A 19,083-nucleotide genomic window follows, 5' to 3' on the forward strand; every position below is an offset into this window, starting at 1 on the left:
GGCTGTCTCGGCTATCAGTGCGTTTCGGTGACTTTGTTCAGGTGGCGCGGCGTGTCGGGGTTGCGGCCGCGCGCGACGGCGAGATCCGCCGCCATCACGTAGAACGAAAGAATGGCGGCGATCGGGTCGAGCGCCGGATGGGCGGACTGCGCGAGCGGCAGCGTCGCACCGGGCGTGCCGGCCGGCACCGCGAGCATCACGGCGGCGCCGCGTGCGCGCATGTCTTCGGCAAGCTGCAGCAGGCCGGCCTGCTCGGGCCCCGGCGGTGCGAACACGAGCAGCGGATAGTCGCGATCGATCAGCTCCATCGGGCCGTGACGGACTTCGGCACTCGAGAACGCCTCGGCCTGGATGCCGGACGTTTCCTTCAGCTTCAGCGCGGCTTCCTGCGCAATGGCGAGACCGAGGCCGCGGCCGATCACGATCATCCGCTCGACACCTGCGAGCGCGGCAACGGCCTGCGACCAGTCGAGCTGGCCGGCCCGCGCGAGCACGTCGGGCAGCCCACGCAGCGCGGTCATCAGCGCGGCGTCGCGCTGCCAGTACGCGACGATCTGCGCGGACAGCGACAGCATCGCGATATAGCTCTTCGTCGCGGCGACCGACAGTTCGGGGCCGGCGAGCAGCGGCAACTGGTGCTCGCATGCATCGGCGAGCGGCGACGGCAGCACGTTCACGGCGGCGACGGTACGCGCGCCGGCTTCGCGCAGCGCGGCCATCGTGTTGACGAGGTCGGGGCTCTTGCCCGACTGGGAGAAGGCGATCGCGAGTTGATCCTGCACCTTCAGCGGCGCCTGCTGCAGCGTCGCGACCGACATCGGCAGCGACGCGACCGGCACGCCGAGGCGGCTCATCGTCAGGCTCGCGAAATAGCTCGCGGCGTGATCCGAGCTGCCGCGTGCGACCGTCAGCGCAACGGCCGGCGGGTGATCGAGCAATTGGCCGGCGAGCGCTTCGACGCGCGAGGTGTCGGCGATCTGCGCGGCGACGACCTGGGCGGACTCGCGCGCTTCCTTAAGCATATTCGACAATCGATTCTCCTTCGACGTAGGTCGCGGTGAGGTTCAGGTCGCGGTCGAACACCGCGAGGTCGGCCCATGCGCCGCGCTCGAGGCGGCCGCGATCGGTGACGCCGAGGTAGTCGGCCGCGTAGCGCGACATCCGGTTCGACACGTCGGCGATCGGCAGGCCGAGCGACACGAGGTTGCGCAGCGCCTGGTCCATCGTCAGCGTGCTGCCGGCGAGCGTGCCGTCGGCCAGCCGCACGCCACCGAGGCACTTCGTCACGTGCTGGCTGCCGAGGCGGTATTCGCCGTCGGGCATGCCCGTTGCGGACGTGCTGTCGGTCACGACGTACAGGCGCGGGATCGCACGCAGCGCAGCACGAATCGCGCCCGGGTGCACGTGCAGCAAGTCGGGGATGATTTCCGCGTATTCGGCATGCGCAAGCGCCGCGCCCACGAGGCCCGGGTTGCGGTGATGCAGCGGCGACATCGCGTTGAACAGGTGCGTGAAGCCGCATGCGCCGTGCTTGAGCGCGGCGACCGCGTCGTCGTAGGTCGCGAGCGAGTGGCCGAGCTGCACGCGTACGCCGCGTGCGGCCATCTCGCCGATGATCTCGATGTGGCCGGCGATTTCCGGCGCGAGCGTGACGACGCGGATCGGTGCGATCGACAGGTACTTCAACACTTCGTCGAGCACGGCCGACACGGCCGCGTCGGGCTGCGCGCCGAGCTTGCCGGGGTTGATGTACGGCCCTTCGAGGTGCACGCCGAGTACGCGCGCGCCGCCCGGCGTGCGGGTGCGCGCGACGCTGCCGAGGTTGCCGACGACTTTCATGAGTTCGTCGCGCGGCGCGGTCATCGTCGTCGCGAGCAGGCTCGTCGTGCCGAATTGCGCGTGCGTGCGGGCGATCGTCTCGATCGCGTCGCCACCTTCCATCACGTCGGCGCCACCGCCGCCGTGCACGTGCAGGTCGATGAAACCGGGCAGGATGTAAGGCGCGTCGTTCTTCGCGGGATCGACGGGGGTGCCGTCGAGCGTGGTGATGCGGCCGTTCTCGCTATCGAGCGAACCGTGAATCCAGCCTTCGGGGGTGAGGATGTTTCCAGTCAGCATGACGTTCTCTTGATGATCTGGTGACGCGGGCATCCGCGTCGTGATTTGCAAATTCGTGTCGTTGCTTCTCGTCTGTCGCGCGCGGGCAGTCTCGCGCGTCAGCGTTTCAGTTCGGCGACGAAGTCGTAGTAGTCGTCGCGGCAATACGTTTCGCTCACTTCGATCGCGCGCTGGTCGGCGCCGTAGCCGATCCGCGTGATCACCAGCAGTGCCGAGCCCGGCTTCACCGCCATCCATTTCGCGATCGCGTGCGTCGCGTTCGCCGCGCGAAAGTGCTGCAGCGCGCGCACGACGGTCATGCCGCGCGCCTCGAGGTATTCGTACAGCGACGCGCCGAGCACCTGCGGATCGGGCACCACCGCGGCCGGCAGCGTCGAGTGCTCGACGGCCATCACGATGCCGTCCGCGCGGCGCAGCCGTTCGAGCCGCGCCACCGTCGCGCCGGGCGCGAGGCCGAGACGCGCGATCTCGTCGCGGCTCGCGGCGCGCAGCGTACGCGACAGCCACACCGAATCGGGCACGAAGCCGCGCTGCCGCATCTTCGCGGAGAAGCCGACGAGACGCGACAGCGGATCGGCGACGCGCGGCGTGATGAAACTGCCCGCCCCGCGCGCCCGCTTGATCAGCCCCTGCTCGACCAGCAGCGCCAGCGCGCGACGGGCCGTGATCCGCGATACGCCGACCGACACCGACAGCAGCCGCTCCGACGGCAGCGCCTCGCCGGCGCGCCACGCGCCGCCATGAATCGCGCTCGCCAGGTTGCGGGCGAGCTGCAGATAGAGCGGCGTGTCGTCGAGGGGATCGGGCGCCAGTTCGGACCAGCCGGTTTCCATGTGCCTCCGGGTGTCGGACGACGATCTCGGACCGTCGAAAGTGAACGCATTATATAACCACCATAATACCAGTCAACGAACTGGTATTAGCCTCGCGAAAATCCCCGAAAGCCTTGCCCCGCAAGCGTTTTAGTAGCGACAAAGCCTTTGTTTACAAAGGAGTACGGGATAGGGATTTACCCGAATTGGTATGCAAGGGGACAGTTCCAGTGCTGGATTTGCCGGGTCTGGAGGGCTGGAAACGATACCGAAATAGAACCAGTTCGGACGATTGGTATGCACCGGACTGCAGCCCACGGGCAGCGTGCCGGCGCTTGCGTCAGTGGAACTCGCGGCTCGATGTGCGCAGGCCACCGAGCAGCGGCGTCAGATCCTCGAAATGCTGCACGACGAGGTGCCTCACGTCGCTCGCGACCTGCCACACGCCGGACGCCGCGAGCAGCCGCGAATCGAGGGTCTCGCGGCGCTGCCGTGCGAGCAGCTCGGGCCGGACGATCAGGTTCACGCAACCCGTTTCGTCCTCGAGCGTCATGAACATCACGCCTTTCGCGGTGCCCGGCATCTGCCGTGCGGTCACGAGCCCGCATGCACGTGCAAGCCGGCCGTCGGGGCGGTCGTGCAATTCGGCCGCGGACGACAGCCGCCGCGCGCGCAGCGCGGGCCGCAGCAGCGCGACGGGGTGGCGGTTCAGCGTGAGGCCGGTGGTGTGATAGTCGGCGAGGATGTCGTCGGCTTCCGACGGTGCGCCGAGTGCCGGCTTCTCCGCTTCATCGATCGGTGCGGCGGCGAGCAGGTCGCGCTCGGGTGCCGCCGCAACCGCTTGCCACAACGCATCGCGGCGGTGGCCGGCGAGCGTCGCGAGCGCGTTCGCGGCGGCGAGCGCTTCGAGATCACGGCGTTCGAGCTGCGCACGGCGCGCGAGCGTGTCGACGTTCTCGAACGGGCCCGCCGCGCGTGCGGCTTCGATCCTGCGGACAGCGGCTTCTCCCAGACCGCTCACGAGCGACAGCCCGAGCCGAACGGACGGCTGGCCATGTGGGGGCGGCTGGCCGGGCAGCGCTTCGAGCGACGCCTCCCAGCCGCTTTGCGTCACGTCGATCGGCAGCACCTGCACGCCGTGGCGCTTCGCATCCTGCACGAGTTGCGACGGCGGGTAGAAACCCATCGGCTGGCTGTTCAGCAGCGCGGCGAGGAAGATTGCCGGTTCGTGGCATTTGAGCCAGCTGCTGGCGTAGGCGAGTTTCGCGAAGCTGGCTGCGTGGCTCTCGGGGAAACCGTAATCGCCGAAGCCCTTGATCTGCTCGAAGATCTGTTCGGCGAACTCGGGCGGATAGTCGCGCTCGCGCATCCCGTCGACGATCTTGCGGTGATATTTCTCCAGATTGCCCTTGCGCTTCCACGCGGCCATCGCGCGGCGCAGCTCGTCGGCCTCGCCCGGCGTGAAGCCTGCCGCGATCATCGCGATCTGCATCACCTGTTCCTGGAAGATCGGCACGCCCTGCGTGCGTTCGAGCGCCGGCTTCAGGTCCTCCTTTGGATAACTGACCTTTTCGATGCCCTGACGCCGTTTCAGATAGGGGTGTACTGCCCCGCCCTGGATCGGCCCCGGCCGCACGATCGCAACCTCGATCACCAGATCGTAATAGGTGCGCGGCCGCAGGCGTGGCAGCATCGACATCTGCGCGCGCGATTCGATCTGGAACACGCCAACCGTGTCGGCGCGGCAGATCATGTCGTAGGTCGCTTTGTCATCCTGCGGAATGTGCTTCAGCGTGAACGGCTCGCCATCCGGCTCCGGCGGCCCGCGCCACGCGGTACGCATGTCGAATGCGCGATGCAGCGCCGACAGCATGCCGAGCGCGAGCACGTCGACCTTCATCAGCCCGAGCGCCTCGAGATCGTCCTTGTCCCACTGGATCACGCGCCGCCCGTCCATCGCCGCGTTCTCGACCGGCACGAGCCGTGTGAGCTTGCCGCGGCTGATCACGAAACCGCCCGAGTGCTGCGACAGATGGCGCGGAAAGTTCAGCAGCCGCGCGGCAAGCCGGGCCCACGCCTGGATGAGCGGCGTCGCGGGATCGAGCCCGGTCGTCGAGAATTGCTGCAGCAGGTCGCGGCTGCCGTCGAACCAGCGGTGCGCTTTCGCGACGCGATCGACCAGCATCGGATCGACGCCGAGCGCCTTGCCGGTTTCGCGCAGCACGCCGCGCGGACGATAGGTCGAGACGGCGGCCGCCAGTGCGGCGCGGTTGTGCCCGTACTTCTTGTAGATATGCTGAATCACCTCTTCCCGGCGCTGATGCTCGAAATCGACATCGATATCGGGCGGCTCGCCGCGTTCCACGCTGATGAAGCGCTCGAACAGCATCGTGCTCTGATCGGGATCGACCTCGGTGATGCCGAGGCAGAAGCAGACGACGGAGTTCGCCGCCGAGCCGCGCCCCTGGCACAGGATGTTCTGGCTGCGCGCGTATTTGACGATGTCGTAGACGGTCAGGAAGAACGGTTCGTAGCTCAGTTGTGCAATCAGGTCGAGTTCATAGCGGATCTGCTTTTCGACTTTCTCCGGAATACCCTGCGGATAGCGTCCAGCCGCCCCTGCCAGGGTTTCCTGTTCCAGATAGCTCGTCGGCGTGAGCCCCTTCGGCACGATCTCGTCGGGATACTCGTAGCGAAGCGAGCTGAGTTTGAAATCGCACGCATCGAGAATCGCGCACGTCTGCGCGATCTCGTCCGCCGAATACAACTGCCCGATTCGCTGCCGCGAACGCAAATGCTGTTCCGCATTTGGCGCCAGCGCATAGCCGCACTCCGAAACCGGCATCCCGACGCGGATCGCCGTCATCACGTCCTGCAGTTCCTTGCACGAGCGCCGGTGCATCGTCACGTCGCCCAGCGCGACGATACGTACGCCCCGCCGCTCACCGGCCGCACGAATCTCCTCGCGCTGCGCACCATCCAGCGCGCGCTGCAACTGCACGAGCCCGAGCCGCGCACGTTCGCCGAACGTCGTGCGAAACCACGCAACCTGTGCATCGAGCACGTCGGCCCGCACCGGGTACGTGGGCACGAGAATCGCGAAGCAATCGGGCATGCCGCGCAAGTGTGCGAACTTCGAGGGCGGCGCCGACAGCATCCGCGACGTCAGCGTGTAGGTCCCCTTCGGCGCTTCCATCCGCCGCCACGAAATCAGCTCGGAAAGATTGCCGTACCCCTCGCGATTCTGTGCAAGCAACACGAGCCCGAACGCACCGGGGCCCGGATCGTGGCCGGGCGCGACTTCATCCGGCGTGACGTCGAAGTACGAACCGATGACGAGCGGCAGCCCTTTCGCTTTCGCCGCGACGTGCATGCGCGGTGCACCGGCGAGCGAGCATTCGTCGGTGATCGCGATCCCGCGATAGCCGAGTTCCGCCGCACGCTCGACCAGTTCTTCCGCATGCGACGCGCCATGCAGGAACGAAAAGTTCGAACGGCAGAACAACTCCGCGTAATCGGGCAGCCAGCTGAATTCCGCAACCATCTCCGTTCACCCGAACAAGCCGTGCAGGAACCAGTGCGGCTCGGACTCGCTCCCCGCCCGCTCCTTGAATACCCAGTAGCACGCCCCGGCCTCGTCCTGCGCAACGCAGTAATCGCGTGCAGCAAACTGACCGTCGAACCACCCGGCCTCGATCCGTTCCACCGACGACATCATCCTGAGCGGCGTATGAAATACCGGCCGGTCCCCGCGCATCAACAGCGGCAGCGGCTCGGCGAGCAGCCACGCGGGCCGCGGCGGCACCGCAGGCGGCCCGCCGGCCGGCTTGCCGGCGTGCGCATCGAGCGGCAGCCAGCGGTTCGCGGCCTCGGGCCGGTGATCGGCGACGGGTGCCGCACGCAATACGTTCTCCGCGCCCAGCCGCGCGACCAGCAATTCGAACAACCGCGCACGCGTCTCGCGCGTACCGCCCGGCTCCGGGAAAAGATCGTCGGCCGGCGGCGCGACCGATTCGACGCGCGTCGCCTTCAGGCGCACCGCGATCACCGCGGCCGGCAACTCGACGCGCGCGAGCCGCTCGCCGAGCAGCCGCATGAAATGCGCCTCGTCGCGCACGGGTGCGGCGAACGCGAGCTCGAGCGGTGTCGGCGGCACGGCCTGGCGGCCGCGCTCGTGTTCGAGATCGAACGTCATCGCGGCCAGCGACAGCTGCCGCGCAGCGAGCCAGCCGCACAGCTGCACGACGAGCCGGCGCGCGGCGAACAGCACGGCTTCCGCGTATTCGACGCGCTCCGGCAATTCGAGCCGCACGTCGAACACCGGCGGCACCGCCATCCACGCCAGCGGCTCGACCGCGTCGCCGTATGCGCGATCGAGCGCGGCCAGCAACGCGGGGCCGCAGCGGCGCTGCAACCCCGCGCGCGGCAGGCCGCGCAGATCGGCGAGCGTGCGGCAGCCGAGGCCGTCGAACCAGCCCGCATACGGACGCGCATCGGGCAGCAGCACGCAGGGCAGCCGGTCGAGCGAGCGGACGAGCGATGCATGGCCGGCAACGCGGCGGCGGATGCGTGCGCGCGCGGACGTACGCGCAAGCAGCCACGCACCGCGCCCGGTCGGTGCGGCGGACAAGCGCGCCGCATAACCGAGCGCCGCGAGCGTCGCACGCACCTGGCGGCACAGCGACGGCAACCCGCCGAACAGCCGCAGGCTCGGGCCGACGTCGACGATCAGCGTGGCTTCGTCGTCGAGCGCGACGCACGGCGAAAAGCGCAGCAACGCGAGCGCGACCGCGCGCAGCGCATCGGCCTCGCGCGCGGGATCGCGTTCGACGAGCTGCGTGTGCGGCGCGAGCGTGAGCACGCCGCCGCGCTTCATGCCCGCGCGCACGCCGTGCCGGCGCGCGGGCGCATCGGCAATCAGCACGACGCCTTGTTCGAGCACCGCGCAGCCTGCTTCGTCTGCTTCGTCTGCTTCGTCTGCTTCGCCTACGCCTTGCGCCGCGTCGTCAGACGGCGGCGGGGCGCACACGTCGAGCGGCAGGCGCGGCAGATGGATGCCGAGCAAGACGCGCATAGCGGCTCTCCACGATGGGCGACGGCAGGTCGAGCACGAGCGGCTCGCTGCGCGCGGGGCCGCGACGCTTGACGATGTCGAGCGACACGCCGCCCGGCACCGGATACAGCGCGACACGCAGCACGGCCGGCGACGGTTGCCGCGCAGCCGACAGCGGCCGCAACATCACGAACAGCGTGTCGCCCGTGCGTGCGGCCGCGAGATGCAGGCGCCGCAGCGCATCGGGACGCGCGTCCTGCCAGAGCAGCAGCGCGCCGCAACAGCCGGTCCTGAGCGCCTGCTCGGCGGCCCACAACGCATCGGTGCGGCTGCCGGCGCGCAGCCACAGCAGCGCGTCGGCCGGCACGCCGAGGCTGGCGAGCGCGGTTGCATGCGGCGATTGCGGCGGCGCGACGAGCGCGAGCGGACGCCGGGCGCTGACGGTGCGGGCCAGCGCGGGCGCGAGCAGCCGCATCTCGCCGCAGCCCGGCTGCGCGGCCAGCAGTTCGACGAGCCCGCCGACCGGCCAGCCACCGCCCGGCAGCTCGGCCGACAGCGGTGCGAAGCCCGTCTCGATCGTGCGCGGGCCGCCGCGCGCGAGCTGGGAGCCGCGCCAGAGGGACGGATGAAGGGATTCGGGAGAAATGGAGGATGCGAGCATGACGCCACCCACAACTGTATGGATATACAGTATATGGCAATGTGCTCGCGTCGCACAGCACCGGTGCGAAACCGGTTTTCGTCAGAGGAAAAACGACCGAAAAGCCGGCGCGACCGTCATGTTACGCCGCACCACAGCGGGCGCGGCCGGATCGTGCAGCCCGAACGCGCTCCACCGCCATCCGGCCCGAATCGACGGGCCGGCACGCCAACCCGCCGGCGAACCGGCACGACGCAGCACCCCGCACCGCGCCGGCCCGCCGGCCGCCCATCAGCCGAGCAGCAATGCGTCGTCGTCGAGCTGCTCGTGGCGCACCTTCTCGAACATCTGCAGCAGGTCCGGCACATCGAGACCCTTGCGTGCGTCGCCCGACACGTCGAGCACGACCTGCCCCTGGTGCAGCATCACCGTGCGGTCGCCGTAGTCGAGCGCCTGCCGCATGCTGTGCGTGACCATCATCGTCGTCAGCTTGCTCTCGGCGACGATGCGCGCGGTCAGCTCCAGCACGAACGCGGCCGTTTTCGGATCGAGCGCGGCCGTGTGCTCGTCGAGCAGCAGGATCCGCGACGGCCGCAGCGACGCCATCAAGAGGCTCACGGCCTGCCGCTGGCCGCCGGACAGCAGCCCGATCCGGTCGGTCAGCCGGTTTTCCAGCCCGAGGTTCAGGAGCCGCAGCTTGTCGCGGAACAGCTCGCGCGACGGCCGGTCGAGCGCCGCGCGGAAACCGCGCCGCACGCCGCGCGCCATCGCGAGCGCCATGTTCTCCTCGATCGTCAGCGCCTCGCAGGTGCCGGCCATCGGATCCTGGAACACGCGCGCGACGAGGTGCGCGCGATCCCACGCAGCCTTGCGCGTCACATCCGTGCCGTCGATCGCGATACGCCCCGCATCGACCGGCTGATCGCCGCTGACCGCATTGAGGAAGGTCGACTTGCCGGCGCCGTTCGAGCCGATCACCGCGACGAACTGGCCGTCGGGAATCTCGAGCGACAGCCCGCGCAGCGCGCGCGTCTCGATCGGCGTGCCGGGATTGAACGTGAGTTTGAGATCTTGTGCGGACAGCATGTCATGCCCCTCCGTTCTTGCGCGCGAACAGCTTCTTGCGCGTCGCCGGCAGCACCAGCGCGATCGTGACGAGCGCGGCCGTCACGAGGTTCAGGTCCTGCGCCTTCAGCCCGATGAATTCGCTGTTCAGCGCGAGCGCGATGAAGAAGCGGTAGACAATCGCGCCGAGCACGACCGCGAGCGTCGTCAGCACGAGCCGGCGGGCAGGCAGCAGCGTTTCGCCGATGATCACGGCGGCCAGCCCGATCACGATCGTGCCGATCCCCATCGAGATGTCCGCGCCGCCCTGCGTCTGCGCGAACAGTGCGCCTGCGAGCGCGACGAGCGCGTTCGACAGCGCCATCCCGGCGAGCGTCGCACGGCCGGTCGCGATGCCTTGCGCACGCGCCATCCGCGGGTTCGCGCCGGTCGCGCGCATCGCGAGGCCGAGCTGCGACGAGAAGAACCAGTCGAGTCCGAGCTTCGCGACCACGACGACGATCGCGAGCAGCGCCGGGCGCAGCACGTAGTCGGGCATCCAGTCGGGCTGCAGCACGGTGAACAGCGTCGGCTCGGTGATCAGCGGCACGTTCGGCCGGCCCATGATCCGCAGGTTCACCGAATAGAGCGCGATCATCATCAGGATACTGGCGAGCAGATCCATGATCTTCAGGCGCACGTTCAGCCAGCCGGTGATGAAGCCGGCCGCCGCGCCCGCGACGATGGCGAACAGCGTCGACGTGAACGGGTCGTAGCCGGCCGAGATCAGCGTCGCGGCGACGGCGCCGCCGAGCGGAAAGCTGCCGTCGACGGTGAGGTCGGGGAAGTTGAGGATGCGGAACGAGATCAGCACCCCGAGGGCGACGAGACTGAAGATCAGGCCGATCTCCAGCGCGCCCAGAAACGAGAACAGAGACATGATGGGGAAATCCTGTTGCTTCCCGGCCGGACGTGTACGGCCGGGCGAAGCGAACGGGCGGCCCCGGGTGGGAGCCGCCCGTCCGGCGGTGTCGTTCAGGCCCGGATCGGGCCCGCAAGCGCGGCGGTCGGACCGCGGCTTACTTGATGACCGTCTTCGCGTCCTTGAGCAGATCCGGCGACAGCGTCACGCCCTGCTTCGCGGCCGCGCCCGTGTTCGCGAACAACTCGAGGTTGCTGCTCGTCTCCGACGCGATCGCGCCCGGCTTCTCGCCCTTCAGGATGCGCGCGACGACCTTGCCCGTCTGGCGGCCGAGGTCGCCGTAGTTGATGCCGAGCGCCGCGATGCCGCCGCGCTTCACGCTGTCGGTGTCGCCGGCGACGAGCGGGATCTTCGCTTCGTTCGCGACCTTCACGAGCGCTTCGTACGCGGACACGACGTTGTTGTCGGTGTTCGTGTAGATCACGTCGACCTTGCCGATCAGGCTCTTCGCGGCCGGGCCGATGTCGACGGTACGCGGTGCGGCCGCTTCCTTCAGCGTCATGCCCTGCTTCGCGAGGATCTCCTTGAGCTCCTTCACGACGACGACCGAATTCGCCTCGCCCGGGTTGTAGACCATGCCGACCGTCTTCGCATTCGGCACGACGCGCTTGATCAGCGCGACCTGGCGATCGAGCGGCAGCTTGTCGGACACGCCCGTCACGTTGGTGCCCGACGGGCCCCAGCCCTTCACGAGCTGCGCGGCGACCGGATCGGTGACGCCCGAATAGACGACCGGCACGCTCTTCGTCGCGGCGACGACCGACTGCGCGGCCGGCGTCGCGATCGCGACGATCACATCGGGCTTGTCGCCGACGAACTTGCGCGCGATCTGCGCGGCCGTGCCCGTGTTGCCCTGTGCGCTCTGGTATTCCCACTTGAGCTTGTCGTCGCCGTAACCTTCCGCCTTCAGTTCGGCGCGCACGCCGTCGCGGATCGCATCGAGCGCCGGATGGTCGACGATCGACAGCACCTTGACGGTCTGTGCATGCGCGGCACCGGCCAGCGCGAGTGCGGCCACGCCGGCCGTGATCGAACGGATCGCGAAAGTCTTGAATCGCTTCATGGGTGAGTCTCCCCCGTATTGTGTCGGTTCTGGATGATGGATTCCCGCCGCCGTCGGGCGGGCGCCGCCGCGCGTGCGACACGCCGGCGATCGGCCCGCACACGCTCCGGGAAAGCGTGCAGCGGCGAACGCACGAGGATACCATTTCAGCAGACCACCGCCTGACTCCGCGCTTTCGCGCGGCACGCCGGATCGCGGCCCGCGCCGACGCCCGGCGACCGCGTGCAAGGCCCGCCCGGCGGCGGCTCCGGCCCGCGTCGGCCAACGCGTCAGCCGTGCTCGCGGCTTTACGTTATGCTGTCGGCCGACCCAATCCACTCCATCGGAGGGCAGATGAAACGGGGGATCCGAGCCATCGTATTCGCGGCCGTCGCGCTGGCGCTGCCGGGTGCGGCGTTCGCGCTGACCGACGGCAGCGCGCAATACGACGACTGCATGCTCAACGCGCTGCGCGAAAGCCGCAACGGCGCGGCGGCGCAACTGATCCAGCGCTCCTGCGACGCGCTGTATCGCAACAACGCGATGCTGCTGCCGCGCGAGCGGCGCTTTCACGAGTGCGTCGTGCAGTCACTGCCGGGCGTGCGCGACAACTATGCGATCCAGCAGATCATGTCGATCTGCTCGCGGCGCGGCGAGATGTGAACGGACACCGGACGCCGAACACCGCGCGCCAATGAAAAAGGGCCTGCGCGATGCAGGCCCTTTGCGTTCAGCGGTCCGACCGGTGTGCGGCGTTCAGAACGACGCGACCATCGAGCCCTTGAACTGCTTCTTGATGAACTCCCGCACTTCCGGCGACTGGTACGCCTTGACCAGCTTCTTCACCCACGGCTGATCCTTGTCCTTCGCGCGCACGGCGATCAGGTTCGCATACGGGCTCGTCAGCGCTTCGAGTGCGATCGCGTCCTTGGTCGGCTGCAGGTTCGCGGCCAGCGCATAGTTCGTGTTGATCACGGCTGCGTCGACGTCCGACAGCACGCGCGGCAGTTGCGCGGCGTCGAGTTCGGAGATCTTCAGCTTCTTCGGGTTCTCGGCGATGTCGAGCACCGTCGCGTTGTTGCCGCCCGTGCCGGCGCCCGCCTTCAGCTTGATCACGCCTTGCGTCTGCAGCAGCAGCAGCGCGCGGTTCTCGTTCGACGGATCGTTCGGCACCGCGAGCTTCGCGCCTTGCGGCAGGTCCTTCAGCGCCTTGAACTTCTTCGAGTACACGCCCATCGGCGAGATGTAGGTCAGGCCGGCGCTGACGATCTTGTAGCCGCGCTGCTTCACCTGGCTGTCGAGGTAGGGCTGGTGCTGGAAGCTGTTCGCGTCGAGGTCGCCCGAGTCGAGCGCCGCGTTCGGCTGCACGTAGTCGTTGAACTCGATGACCTTCACGTTCAGGCCTTCCTTCTCCTTCGCGACCTTCTGCACGAGCTGCCACACTTCCGAATCCGGGCCGGCGACCGTGCCGACCTTGATCACCTTGTCTTCGGCGTGCGCGCCTGCCGACAGCGTCAGCGCTGCGCCGGTGGCCAGCACGGAAAATACCTTCAGGAGACTGCGACGCTTCATCTGTTTCTCGCTTTCTTGCTTACTGGAAATGGGGCGCGATACGGGTAAGCCCCGACTCGCAGGAAGGGGCAAATGGTGTCACAGGATCGGCGGGAAGTGAAATACATCCCGCTCATATGGGTATGCACCGCAGCGGTGCCGGCGGCCGTCGCGCGACCTGGCCGTTAGTTGCGTTTAAAACGTGTCGCGCGTCGGCCGGCACGCGTCACATCACCACCGCCCTGTCGGCCGCCTTCGTGCCGAACGCGGGTTCGGCCACCCGCTCGCCGGCCCGGCGCGACGCCAGCCCGCCCGCGTCACTGACGCGGAACGCGCCGATCGCATCGCGCAGCCGCGCGGCCTGTTCCTGCAGCGACGCGGCCGCCGCGGCAGCCTCCTCGACGAGCGCCGCGTTCTGCTGCGTCACCTGGTCCATCTGCGTGACCGCGCGCCCGACCTGCGTGATGCCGCTCGCCTGCTCCTCGGACGCGGCCGCGATCTCGCCCATGATGTCGGTCACGCGCGCGACGGCCTGCAGGATCTCGCCCATCGTCGTGCCGGCCTGGCCGACCAGTGTCGACCCGTTGCGCACGCGCTCGACCGAGTCGACGATCAGCTCGCGGATCTCCTTCGCGGCCGTCGCGCTGCGCTGCGCAAGCGAGCGCACTTCGCCCGCGACCACCGCGAACCCGCGGCCCTGCTCGCCCGCGCGCGCGGCTTCGACCGCCGCGTTCAGCGCGAGGATGTTGGTCTGGAAGGCGATACCCTCGATTACACCGATGATGTCGGCGATCTTGCGCGAACTGTCGTCGATCTCGCCCATCGTGCCGATCACGCGGTTCACGACGTCGCTGCCGGTGCGCGCGATGTCCGATGCGTTGTTCGCCAGCCCGCTCGCCTGCCGCGCGTTGTCCGCGTTCTGCTTCACGGTCGCGGTCAGCTGCTCCATGCTCGCGGCCGTTTCTTCAAGCGACGCGGCCTGCTCCTCGGTGCGCTGCGACAGGTCGTCGTTGCCGGCCGAGATCTGGCGGCTCGCCGACGCGATCGATTCGGCCGATTGACGGATCCCGCCGATCGTCGCCTGCAGCCGCGTCTGCATGTCGTGCATCGCGGCCATCATGCTCGTGCGGTCGCCTGCGCGCACGGGTACCGGCTGCGTCAGGTCGCCCTGCGCGATGCGCGCCGCGAGCGCGGCCGCTTCGTCGGGCTCGCCGCCCAGGCTGCCACGCACGTTGCGGATAATCACCAGCATCGCCGCGCTGATCACGAAGCCGATCACGAACACCACCGCGAGGTGGACCAGAAGCGTCCGGTAATAGAGGGTGTCGATGTCCTTCAGGAACACGCCGCTCGAGATGTTCCAGTCCCACGGCGCGAACCGCGTGACGTAGCTGATCTTCGGCACGGCCGTCTCGCTGTGCGGCAGCCGCCCGCGATATTCGGCGAAACCGCTGCCGGTCGCCTTCGCGGCGTTCAGGATCGTCACGAACAGCGGCTTGCCGTCCGGATCGAGATAGTCGCCGACCTGCGTGTTGACGAGTTTCGGCAGCGTCGGATGCATCAGCACGACCGGCTTCGAGTCCATCACGAACACGTAGCCCGAATCGCCGTAGCGCATCGCGGCAAGGCTCGCGAGCGCGTCGCGCTTCGCGTCGGCCTCGGGCAGCGTGCCGTTCTGCGCGAGCGCGTGATACGCCTTCACGATGCCGGCCGCCGAATCGACGAGATTCGCGATGCCCGCCTTGCGTTCGTCCAGCATCGTTGCGCGCGTCTCGTACGCGCTCCATGCGCCGACGCCCAGGAGACCGATCCATACCAGCGCAAGCGCGAGCCACAGCTTGCGATTCAAACTCATTCTGCTCATCTGCGTGCCTTTGTCGATGTCGATGCGCGCGAACGGCCTGTCCCGCGCAAACGGTTGCTCTTTTATTTACGGCAACGAGGCTTACAACTTGAATACGCGACGGCACGGCGAGCCGGCGGGCGACGGACCGTGCCGGCGCGACAGCCCCGATCCGCTGTGCTACAAAGACCGGCCGACCGGTGCGCAACGCGCCGGCGTCATTCCAGGGCCACCCATGTACGTCATCGACATCCACTACACCGCGTCGCTCGAGTGCATCGACGACGCGCTCGAACGCCACCGCGCATATCTGCAGCCGCAGTTCGACAAGGGCATCTTCATCGCGGCAGGGCCGAAGGTGCCGCGCGAAGGCGGCGTGATCCTCGCGGCCCGCATCGATCGCGACGAGCTGGACGCGATCCTCGCGACCGATCCGTTCGTCACCGAGGGGCTCGCCACGTATCGCGTGACGGAATTCCGGATGACGCGCGCCGCATCCGGCTTCAACGTGCCGGCGCTGCCGTAACGCGACGCCTGCGCGACGTGCGCGCAAGCCGACGCGCCGCCCGACGGGCAGCGCATGCAGACAACGGGAAATGGGGGAAAGCGTGACGGCGCAGATTGGCCGTCACGTCGTCGCCGGGCCGTGCGCCCGGCGGCTGCCGGTCAGTTGACGAGCAGCTTCAAATCGTGGACCCACGGGCCGGGGCCCTGGCCGTCGCGCACGAACAGACGCAGCTTGCCGTCGCGATCGAACACGTAGCTCGCGGCCGTGTGATCCATCGTGTAGCTGCCGGGCGTCTTGCCGGGCACCTTCGCGTAGTACACGCGGAAATCCTTCGTGACCTTCTTCAGCGCCGCTTCGTCGGCCGGCCGCAGGCCGATGAACGACGGATCGAACGCGGGCACGTACTGGCCGAGCAGCGCCGGCGTGTCACGCTCCGGATCGACGGTGACGAACAGCACCTGCACGCGTTTCGCGGCATCGGGCCCGAGCTGCTTCAGCGCTTCGGACAGCTCGGCCATCGTCGTCGGGCATACGTCCGGACAGTGCGTATAGCCGAAGAACATCACGACCGCCTTTCCCTTGAAGTCGGCGAGCGTGCGCACCTTGCCGGCCGTATCGGGCAGCGAGAAGTCGCTGCCGAACTGCGTGTTGCCGGTGATGTCGAGATTCTGGAATTTCGGCGCGTTGTCGCATCCGGCGAGCAGCAATGCTGCCGTGAATGCGCACGCGAGCATCCAGCCTTGGCGCGCGCGGCGCCCGAACCGTGAATGGAGCATTGCGTTCAAACCGTGCGGTTACACGCCGAGCAGCGGGCGTGCGTAGTGATCGACGAGTAGCGCGGCGAACAGCAGCGACAGGTAGACGATCGAGTAGCGGAAGGCCTTGCGGGCGAGTTCATCCGAATAGTCGCGGTAGATCTTCCACGCATACGCGAGGAACACCGCGCCGAGCAGCACCGCGCTCGTCAGGTAGACGGCCCCGCTCATCCCGGAGATGAACGGCATCAGCGTGACCGCGAACAGGATCACCGTATACAGCAGGATGTGCAGCCGCGTGAACTTCTCGCCGTGCGTGACGGGCAGCATCGGCAGCCCCGCGTTCTCGTAATCCTTGCGGCGATACAGCGCGAGCACCCAGAAATGCGGCGGCGTCCAGACGAAGATGATCAGCACGAGGATCCACGCGTCGCCCGGCACCGCGCCGGTGACGGCGGCCCAGCCGAGCGCCGGCGGCATTGCGCCCGACGCGCCGCCGATCACGATGTTCTGCGGCGTCATCGGCTTGAGCAGCAGCGTGTAGATCACCGCGTAGCCGACGAAGGTGGCGATCGTCAGCCACATCGTCAGCGGGTTCGTAAACGTATAGAGCGTCCATGCGCCGACGCTGCCCAGCAGCGCCGAGAACAGCAGGATCTGCGGCGTCGTGATCTCGCCGCGCGCGGACGGGCGCCATGCGGTACGGCGCATCATCGCGTCGATCTTCTGTTCGACGAGGCAGTTGATCGCGAACGCGGCGCCGGCCAGCAGCCAGATGCCGACCGTGCCGCCGATCAGCACATGCCAGGGCACCATGCCCGGCGTCGCGAGGAACATGCCGATCACCGCGCAGAACACCGCGAGCTGCGTGACACGCGGCTTCGTCAGCGCCATGTACTGGGAGAAGCGGCTACCGGGCGATTGGGAGAGGGTGCTTTGCATGGGGACGGTCACGCCGGGGCGGCGTCGCGCGCGGGCTGCGCGACACGGCCGGGGCGGCTTGAAAGGATGCGAAAGTTTAACATGACGACGAGCAGCAGCAGGATCGCGGCCCCGCCGTTGTGTGCGACGGCGACCGGCAGCGGCCACTGCAGCACGATGTTGGTCAGGCCCGTCACGAACTGCAGCAGCACGACCAGCAGCACGCCGTTCGCGGGCCGCCGCAGCGATTCGAAGCGACGCATCTTCAGCGCGAACGCGACCAGGTACGCGACCACGACGAACGCGAACGTGCGGTGCGTCCAGTGGATCGCGACCAGCGCGTCCTGCGTGATCGCCTCGCCGTCCTTCGTCATCCCGAGCGCGCGCCACAGGTGGAAGCCGTGCTCAAAGTCCATCGGCGGGATCCACTGGCCGTTGCAGGTCGGGAAGTCGGTGCACGCGAGCACCGCGTAGTTGGTGCTCACCCAGCCGCCGAGCGCGATCTGCACGACCAGCAGCACGAGCGCCGCGAGCGCGGCAGCGCGATAGCGGCCGGCCTCCGGGTCATGCGACGGCAGCGGCGTCTGCCGCGCCGCGAGCCAGCCGAGCGTGCCGAGCAGCGTGAGGCCGAGCAGCAGGTGGATCGTGACGATCACCGGCTGCAGCTTCATCGTGACCGTCCACGCGCCGAACGCGCCCTGCACGAGGATCAGCAGCAGCAGGCTCGTCGGCCACCACGGCGACACGTGCAGCGGGCGGCGGCGCAGGCGCGCGGCCCATGCGATCACGACCTGCGCGATGATCAGCACGCCGATCGCCATCGCGAAATAGCGGTGGATCATCTCGATCCACGCCTTCGACATGCTGACGGGGCCCGTCGGCATCGCCTGGTGCGCGGCCGTGATCGCGGCGTGCGCGATGAACGGCGACGACGTGCCGTAGCAGCCGGGCCAGTCAGGGCAGCCGAGCCCCGAGTCGGTCAGCCGTGTGAAGCCGCCGAACATCACGAGGTCGAGCGTCAGGAAGGTGGTGATCCACACCAGCTTGCGAAACTTGTTGTCGTCGGCCTTCACCCACACGTACGACAGCGGCAGCAGCGCGATGCAGAAGCCGATCAGGCCGAGTTGCAGTAGATACGACATCGGAATGGTGCCTCGTTCTCTTGCCTTAACCGATGCTCGACCACTTCAGCAGCTTCGTCACGTCCGACTTGATCTTGCTGGGATTCGGGTCTTTCGGGAAACGCATCATCAGGTTGCCGTTCGGGTCGACCATGTAGATGTGGTCGCTGTCCTTCGTGCCGGTGTCGGCCGGCAGCCATGCGGCAACCGCCGCCGGATCGGCGACGAGCCGGCGCGTGTCCGGGTACGCGTCGAGCACCTTCTGCGGCATCGCGCCGGCATCGCTGCGCAGCCACACCATCGTGATCCGGTGCCGCTCGCCCGCCTGCGTGACGCGGATCTGACGCATAAAATAGAGCTTCTGCGCGCACGCGTCGTCGCACGCGCTGCTGTCGGTCATCACGAACAGCCACACGCCGCGCAGCGACGACAGCGGCACGGTCTTGCCGGTTTCGTCGGTCACCTGCAGACCGGCCGGGATCGGTCGCTGCGGCTCGATCAGCGTGCCGTAGTTCGTCGATCCGCCCTTCGGCTTGATCACGTAATAGGTGAAATACGACGCGATCATCGGCGCGGCGCACACGAGACCCAGCAGCACGAGCATCCAGCGGCCGCGCTTGCGGGCCGCAGGCGAGATCGGCGCAGCGGCCGGACCCTGACGGGAAGATTGCATGGACAAATCAGACCTCTCGA

Annotated in this window: 17 protein-coding genes; 2 read left to right on the forward strand and 15 right to left on the reverse strand. The window is 68.1% G+C overall.

What is annotated here, in order from left to right:
• Positions 1–14: 14 nt before the first annotated feature.
• The 9 genes from KEC55_RS14815 to KEC55_RS14855 form a co-directional block, all read right to left on the reverse strand.
• A complete protein-coding gene (locus KEC55_RS14815; RefSeq protein ID WP_282507536.1) occupies positions 15–1,022 on the reverse strand; it encodes an SIS domain-containing protein in 1,008 nt (335 codons plus the stop codon).
• Positions 1,015–2,118, reverse strand: coding sequence for an N-acetylglucosamine-6-phosphate deacetylase (gene nagA, locus KEC55_RS14820; protein ID WP_282506014.1), 1,104 nt, complete (start codon positions 2,116–2,118; stop codon positions 1,015–1,017). Before nagA ends, KEC55_RS14815 begins: the two co-directional genes overlap by 8 nt.
• Before the next feature lie 98 nt (positions 2,119–2,216).
• A complete protein-coding gene (locus KEC55_RS14825; RefSeq protein WP_176049620.1) occupies positions 2,217–2,951 on the reverse strand; it encodes a GntR family transcriptional regulator in 735 nt (244 codons plus the stop codon).
• Between the two features lie 319 nt (positions 2,952–3,270).
• Positions 3,271–6,474 carry an error-prone DNA polymerase gene (locus tag KEC55_RS14830; protein ID WP_282506015.1) on the reverse strand — a complete coding sequence of 1,068 codons (3,204 nt, stop codon included), beginning with the start codon at positions 6,472–6,474 and terminating at the stop codon, positions 3,271–3,273.
• 6 nt (positions 6,475–6,480) lie between these two features.
• On the reverse strand, positions 6,481–8,004 hold the full coding sequence (locus tag KEC55_RS14835; protein WP_282506016.1) for a Y-family DNA polymerase: 1,524 nt from the start codon (positions 8,002–8,004) through the stop codon (positions 6,481–6,483).
• Positions 7,937–8,644 (reverse strand): translesion DNA synthesis-associated protein ImuA, encoded by a 708-nt coding sequence (gene imuA / locus KEC55_RS14840; protein WP_059233139.1) that lies wholly within the window; start codon positions 8,642–8,644, stop codon positions 7,937–7,939. The genes KEC55_RS14835 and imuA overlap by 68 nt, the downstream gene beginning before the upstream one ends.
• A 270-nt stretch (positions 8,645–8,914) precedes the next feature.
• The gene (locus KEC55_RS14845; protein WP_124452114.1) at positions 8,915–9,709 is read right to left on the reverse strand and encodes an ABC transporter ATP-binding protein; all 795 of its coding nucleotides are present in this window, start codon (positions 9,707–9,709) and stop codon (positions 8,915–8,917) included.
• Between the two features lies 1 nt (position 9,710).
• On the reverse strand, positions 9,711–10,607 hold the full coding sequence (locus tag KEC55_RS14850) for an ABC transporter permease (protein ID WP_282506017.1): 897 nt from the start codon (positions 10,605–10,607) through the stop codon (positions 9,711–9,713).
• Between the two features lie 139 nt (positions 10,608–10,746).
• A complete protein-coding gene (locus tag KEC55_RS14855) occupies positions 10,747–11,712 on the reverse strand; it encodes an ABC transporter substrate-binding protein (protein WP_282506018.1) in 966 nt (321 codons plus the stop codon).
• 333 nt (positions 11,713–12,045) lie between these two features.
• Between KEC55_RS14855 and KEC55_RS14860 the strand changes: the two genes are divergently transcribed.
• Positions 12,046–12,354, forward strand: coding sequence for a VF_A0006 family four-cysteine protein (locus KEC55_RS14860; protein WP_176049613.1), 309 nt, complete (start codon positions 12,046–12,048; stop codon positions 12,352–12,354).
• A gap of 93 nt (positions 12,355–12,447) precedes the next feature.
• Here KEC55_RS14860 and KEC55_RS14865 read toward each other — a convergent pair whose 3' ends face one another.
• Both KEC55_RS14865 and KEC55_RS14870 read right to left on the reverse strand, forming a co-directional pair.
• Positions 12,448–13,263, reverse strand: a complete 816-nt coding sequence (locus KEC55_RS14865; RefSeq protein ID WP_174986233.1) for a MetQ/NlpA family ABC transporter substrate-binding protein — start codon at positions 13,261–13,263, stop codon at positions 12,448–12,450.
• Positions 13,264–13,468: 205 nt separating this feature from the next.
• On the reverse strand, positions 13,469–15,106 hold the full coding sequence (locus KEC55_RS14870) for a methyl-accepting chemotaxis protein (protein WP_282506019.1): 1,638 nt from the start codon (positions 15,104–15,106) through the stop codon (positions 13,469–13,471).
• Positions 15,107–15,320: 214 nt separating this feature from the next.
• On the opposite strand from KEC55_RS14870, the gene KEC55_RS14875 reads away from it, so the two are divergent.
• Positions 15,321–15,611, forward strand: coding sequence for a YciI family protein (locus tag KEC55_RS14875; protein ID WP_282506020.1), 291 nt, complete (start codon positions 15,321–15,323; stop codon positions 15,609–15,611).
• A gap of 140 nt (positions 15,612–15,751) precedes the next feature.
• Here the strand turns inward: KEC55_RS14875 and KEC55_RS14880 are convergent, their stop codons facing one another.
• Genes KEC55_RS14880 through KEC55_RS14895 form a run of 4 tightly spaced genes read right to left on the reverse strand, consistent with a single transcriptional unit; the run spans position 15,752 to position 19,063 of the window.
• Positions 15,752–16,369 (reverse strand): SCO family protein, encoded by a 618-nt coding sequence (locus KEC55_RS14880; protein ID WP_282506021.1) that lies wholly within the window; start codon positions 16,367–16,369, stop codon positions 15,752–15,754.
• Between the two features lie 18 nt (positions 16,370–16,387).
• Complete coding sequence (gene cyoE, locus KEC55_RS14885) at positions 16,388–17,290, reverse strand: heme o synthase (RefSeq protein ID WP_176049610.1); 903 nt, start codon at positions 17,288–17,290, stop codon at positions 16,388–16,390.
• A gap of 8 nt (positions 17,291–17,298) precedes the next feature.
• On the reverse strand, positions 17,299–18,411 hold the full coding sequence (locus tag KEC55_RS14890; RefSeq protein ID WP_176049609.1) for a COX15/CtaA family protein: 1,113 nt from the start codon (positions 18,409–18,411) through the stop codon (positions 17,299–17,301).
• Positions 18,412–18,436: 25 nt separating this feature from the next.
• On the reverse strand, positions 18,437–19,063 hold the full coding sequence (locus KEC55_RS14895) for an SCO family protein (RefSeq protein WP_282506022.1): 627 nt from the start codon (positions 19,061–19,063) through the stop codon (positions 18,437–18,439).
• Between the last annotated feature and the right edge of the window lie 20 nt (positions 19,064–19,083).

The sequence above is a fragment of the Burkholderia cepacia genome (assembly GCF_029962485.1).
Lineage (GTDB): Bacteria > Pseudomonadota > Gammaproteobacteria > Burkholderiales > Burkholderiaceae > Burkholderia.

Coding starts and splice junctions, on each gene's coding strand:
- KEC55_RS14815 (WP_282507536.1), bottom strand. CDS start 1,022: ATGCTTAAGGAAGCGCGCGAGTCCGCCCAGGTCGTCGCCGCGCAGATC.
- nagA (WP_282506014.1), bottom strand. CDS start 2,118: ATGCTGACTGGAAACATCCTCACCCCCGAAGGCTGGATTCACGGTTCG.
- KEC55_RS14825 (WP_176049620.1), bottom strand. CDS start 2,951: ATGGAAACCGGCTGGTCCGAACTGGCGCCCGATCCCCTCGACGACACG.
- KEC55_RS14830 (WP_282506015.1), bottom strand. CDS start 6,474: ATGGTTGCGGAATTCAGCTGGCTGCCCGATTACGCGGAGTTGTTCTGC.
- KEC55_RS14835 (WP_282506016.1), bottom strand. CDS start 8,004: ATGCGCGTCTTGCTCGGCATCCATCTGCCGCGCCTGCCGCTCGACGTG.
- imuA (WP_059233139.1), bottom strand. CDS start 8,644: ATGCTCGCATCCTCCATTTCTCCCGAATCCCTTCATCCGTCCCTCTGG.
- KEC55_RS14845 (WP_124452114.1), bottom strand. CDS start 9,709: ATGCTGTCCGCACAAGATCTCAAACTCACGTTCAATCCCGGCACGCCG.
- KEC55_RS14850 (WP_282506017.1), bottom strand. CDS start 10,607: ATGTCTCTGTTCTCGTTTCTGGGCGCGCTGGAGATCGGCCTGATCTTC.
- KEC55_RS14855 (WP_282506018.1), bottom strand. CDS start 11,712: ATGAAGCGATTCAAGACTTTCGCGATCCGTTCGATCACGGCCGGCGTG.
- KEC55_RS14860 (WP_176049613.1), top strand. CDS start 12,046: ATGAAACGGGGGATCCGAGCCATCGTATTCGCGGCCGTCGCGCTGGCG.
- KEC55_RS14865 (WP_174986233.1), bottom strand. CDS start 13,263: ATGAAGCGTCGCAGTCTCCTGAAGGTATTTTCCGTGCTGGCCACCGGC.
- KEC55_RS14870 (WP_282506019.1), bottom strand. CDS start 15,106: ATGAGCAGAATGAGTTTGAATCGCAAGCTGTGGCTCGCGCTTGCGCTG.
- KEC55_RS14875 (WP_282506020.1), top strand. CDS start 15,321: ATGTACGTCATCGACATCCACTACACCGCGTCGCTCGAGTGCATCGAC.
- KEC55_RS14880 (WP_282506021.1), bottom strand. CDS start 16,369: ATGCTCCATTCACGGTTCGGGCGCCGCGCGCGCCAAGGCTGGATGCTC.
- cyoE (WP_176049610.1), bottom strand. CDS start 17,290: ATGCAAAGCACCCTCTCCCAATCGCCCGGTAGCCGCTTCTCCCAGTAC.
- KEC55_RS14890 (WP_176049609.1), bottom strand. CDS start 18,411: ATGTCGTATCTACTGCAACTCGGCCTGATCGGCTTCTGCATCGCGCTG.
- KEC55_RS14895 (WP_282506022.1), bottom strand. CDS start 19,063: ATGCAATCTTCCCGTCAGGGTCCGGCCGCTGCGCCGATCTCGCCTGCG.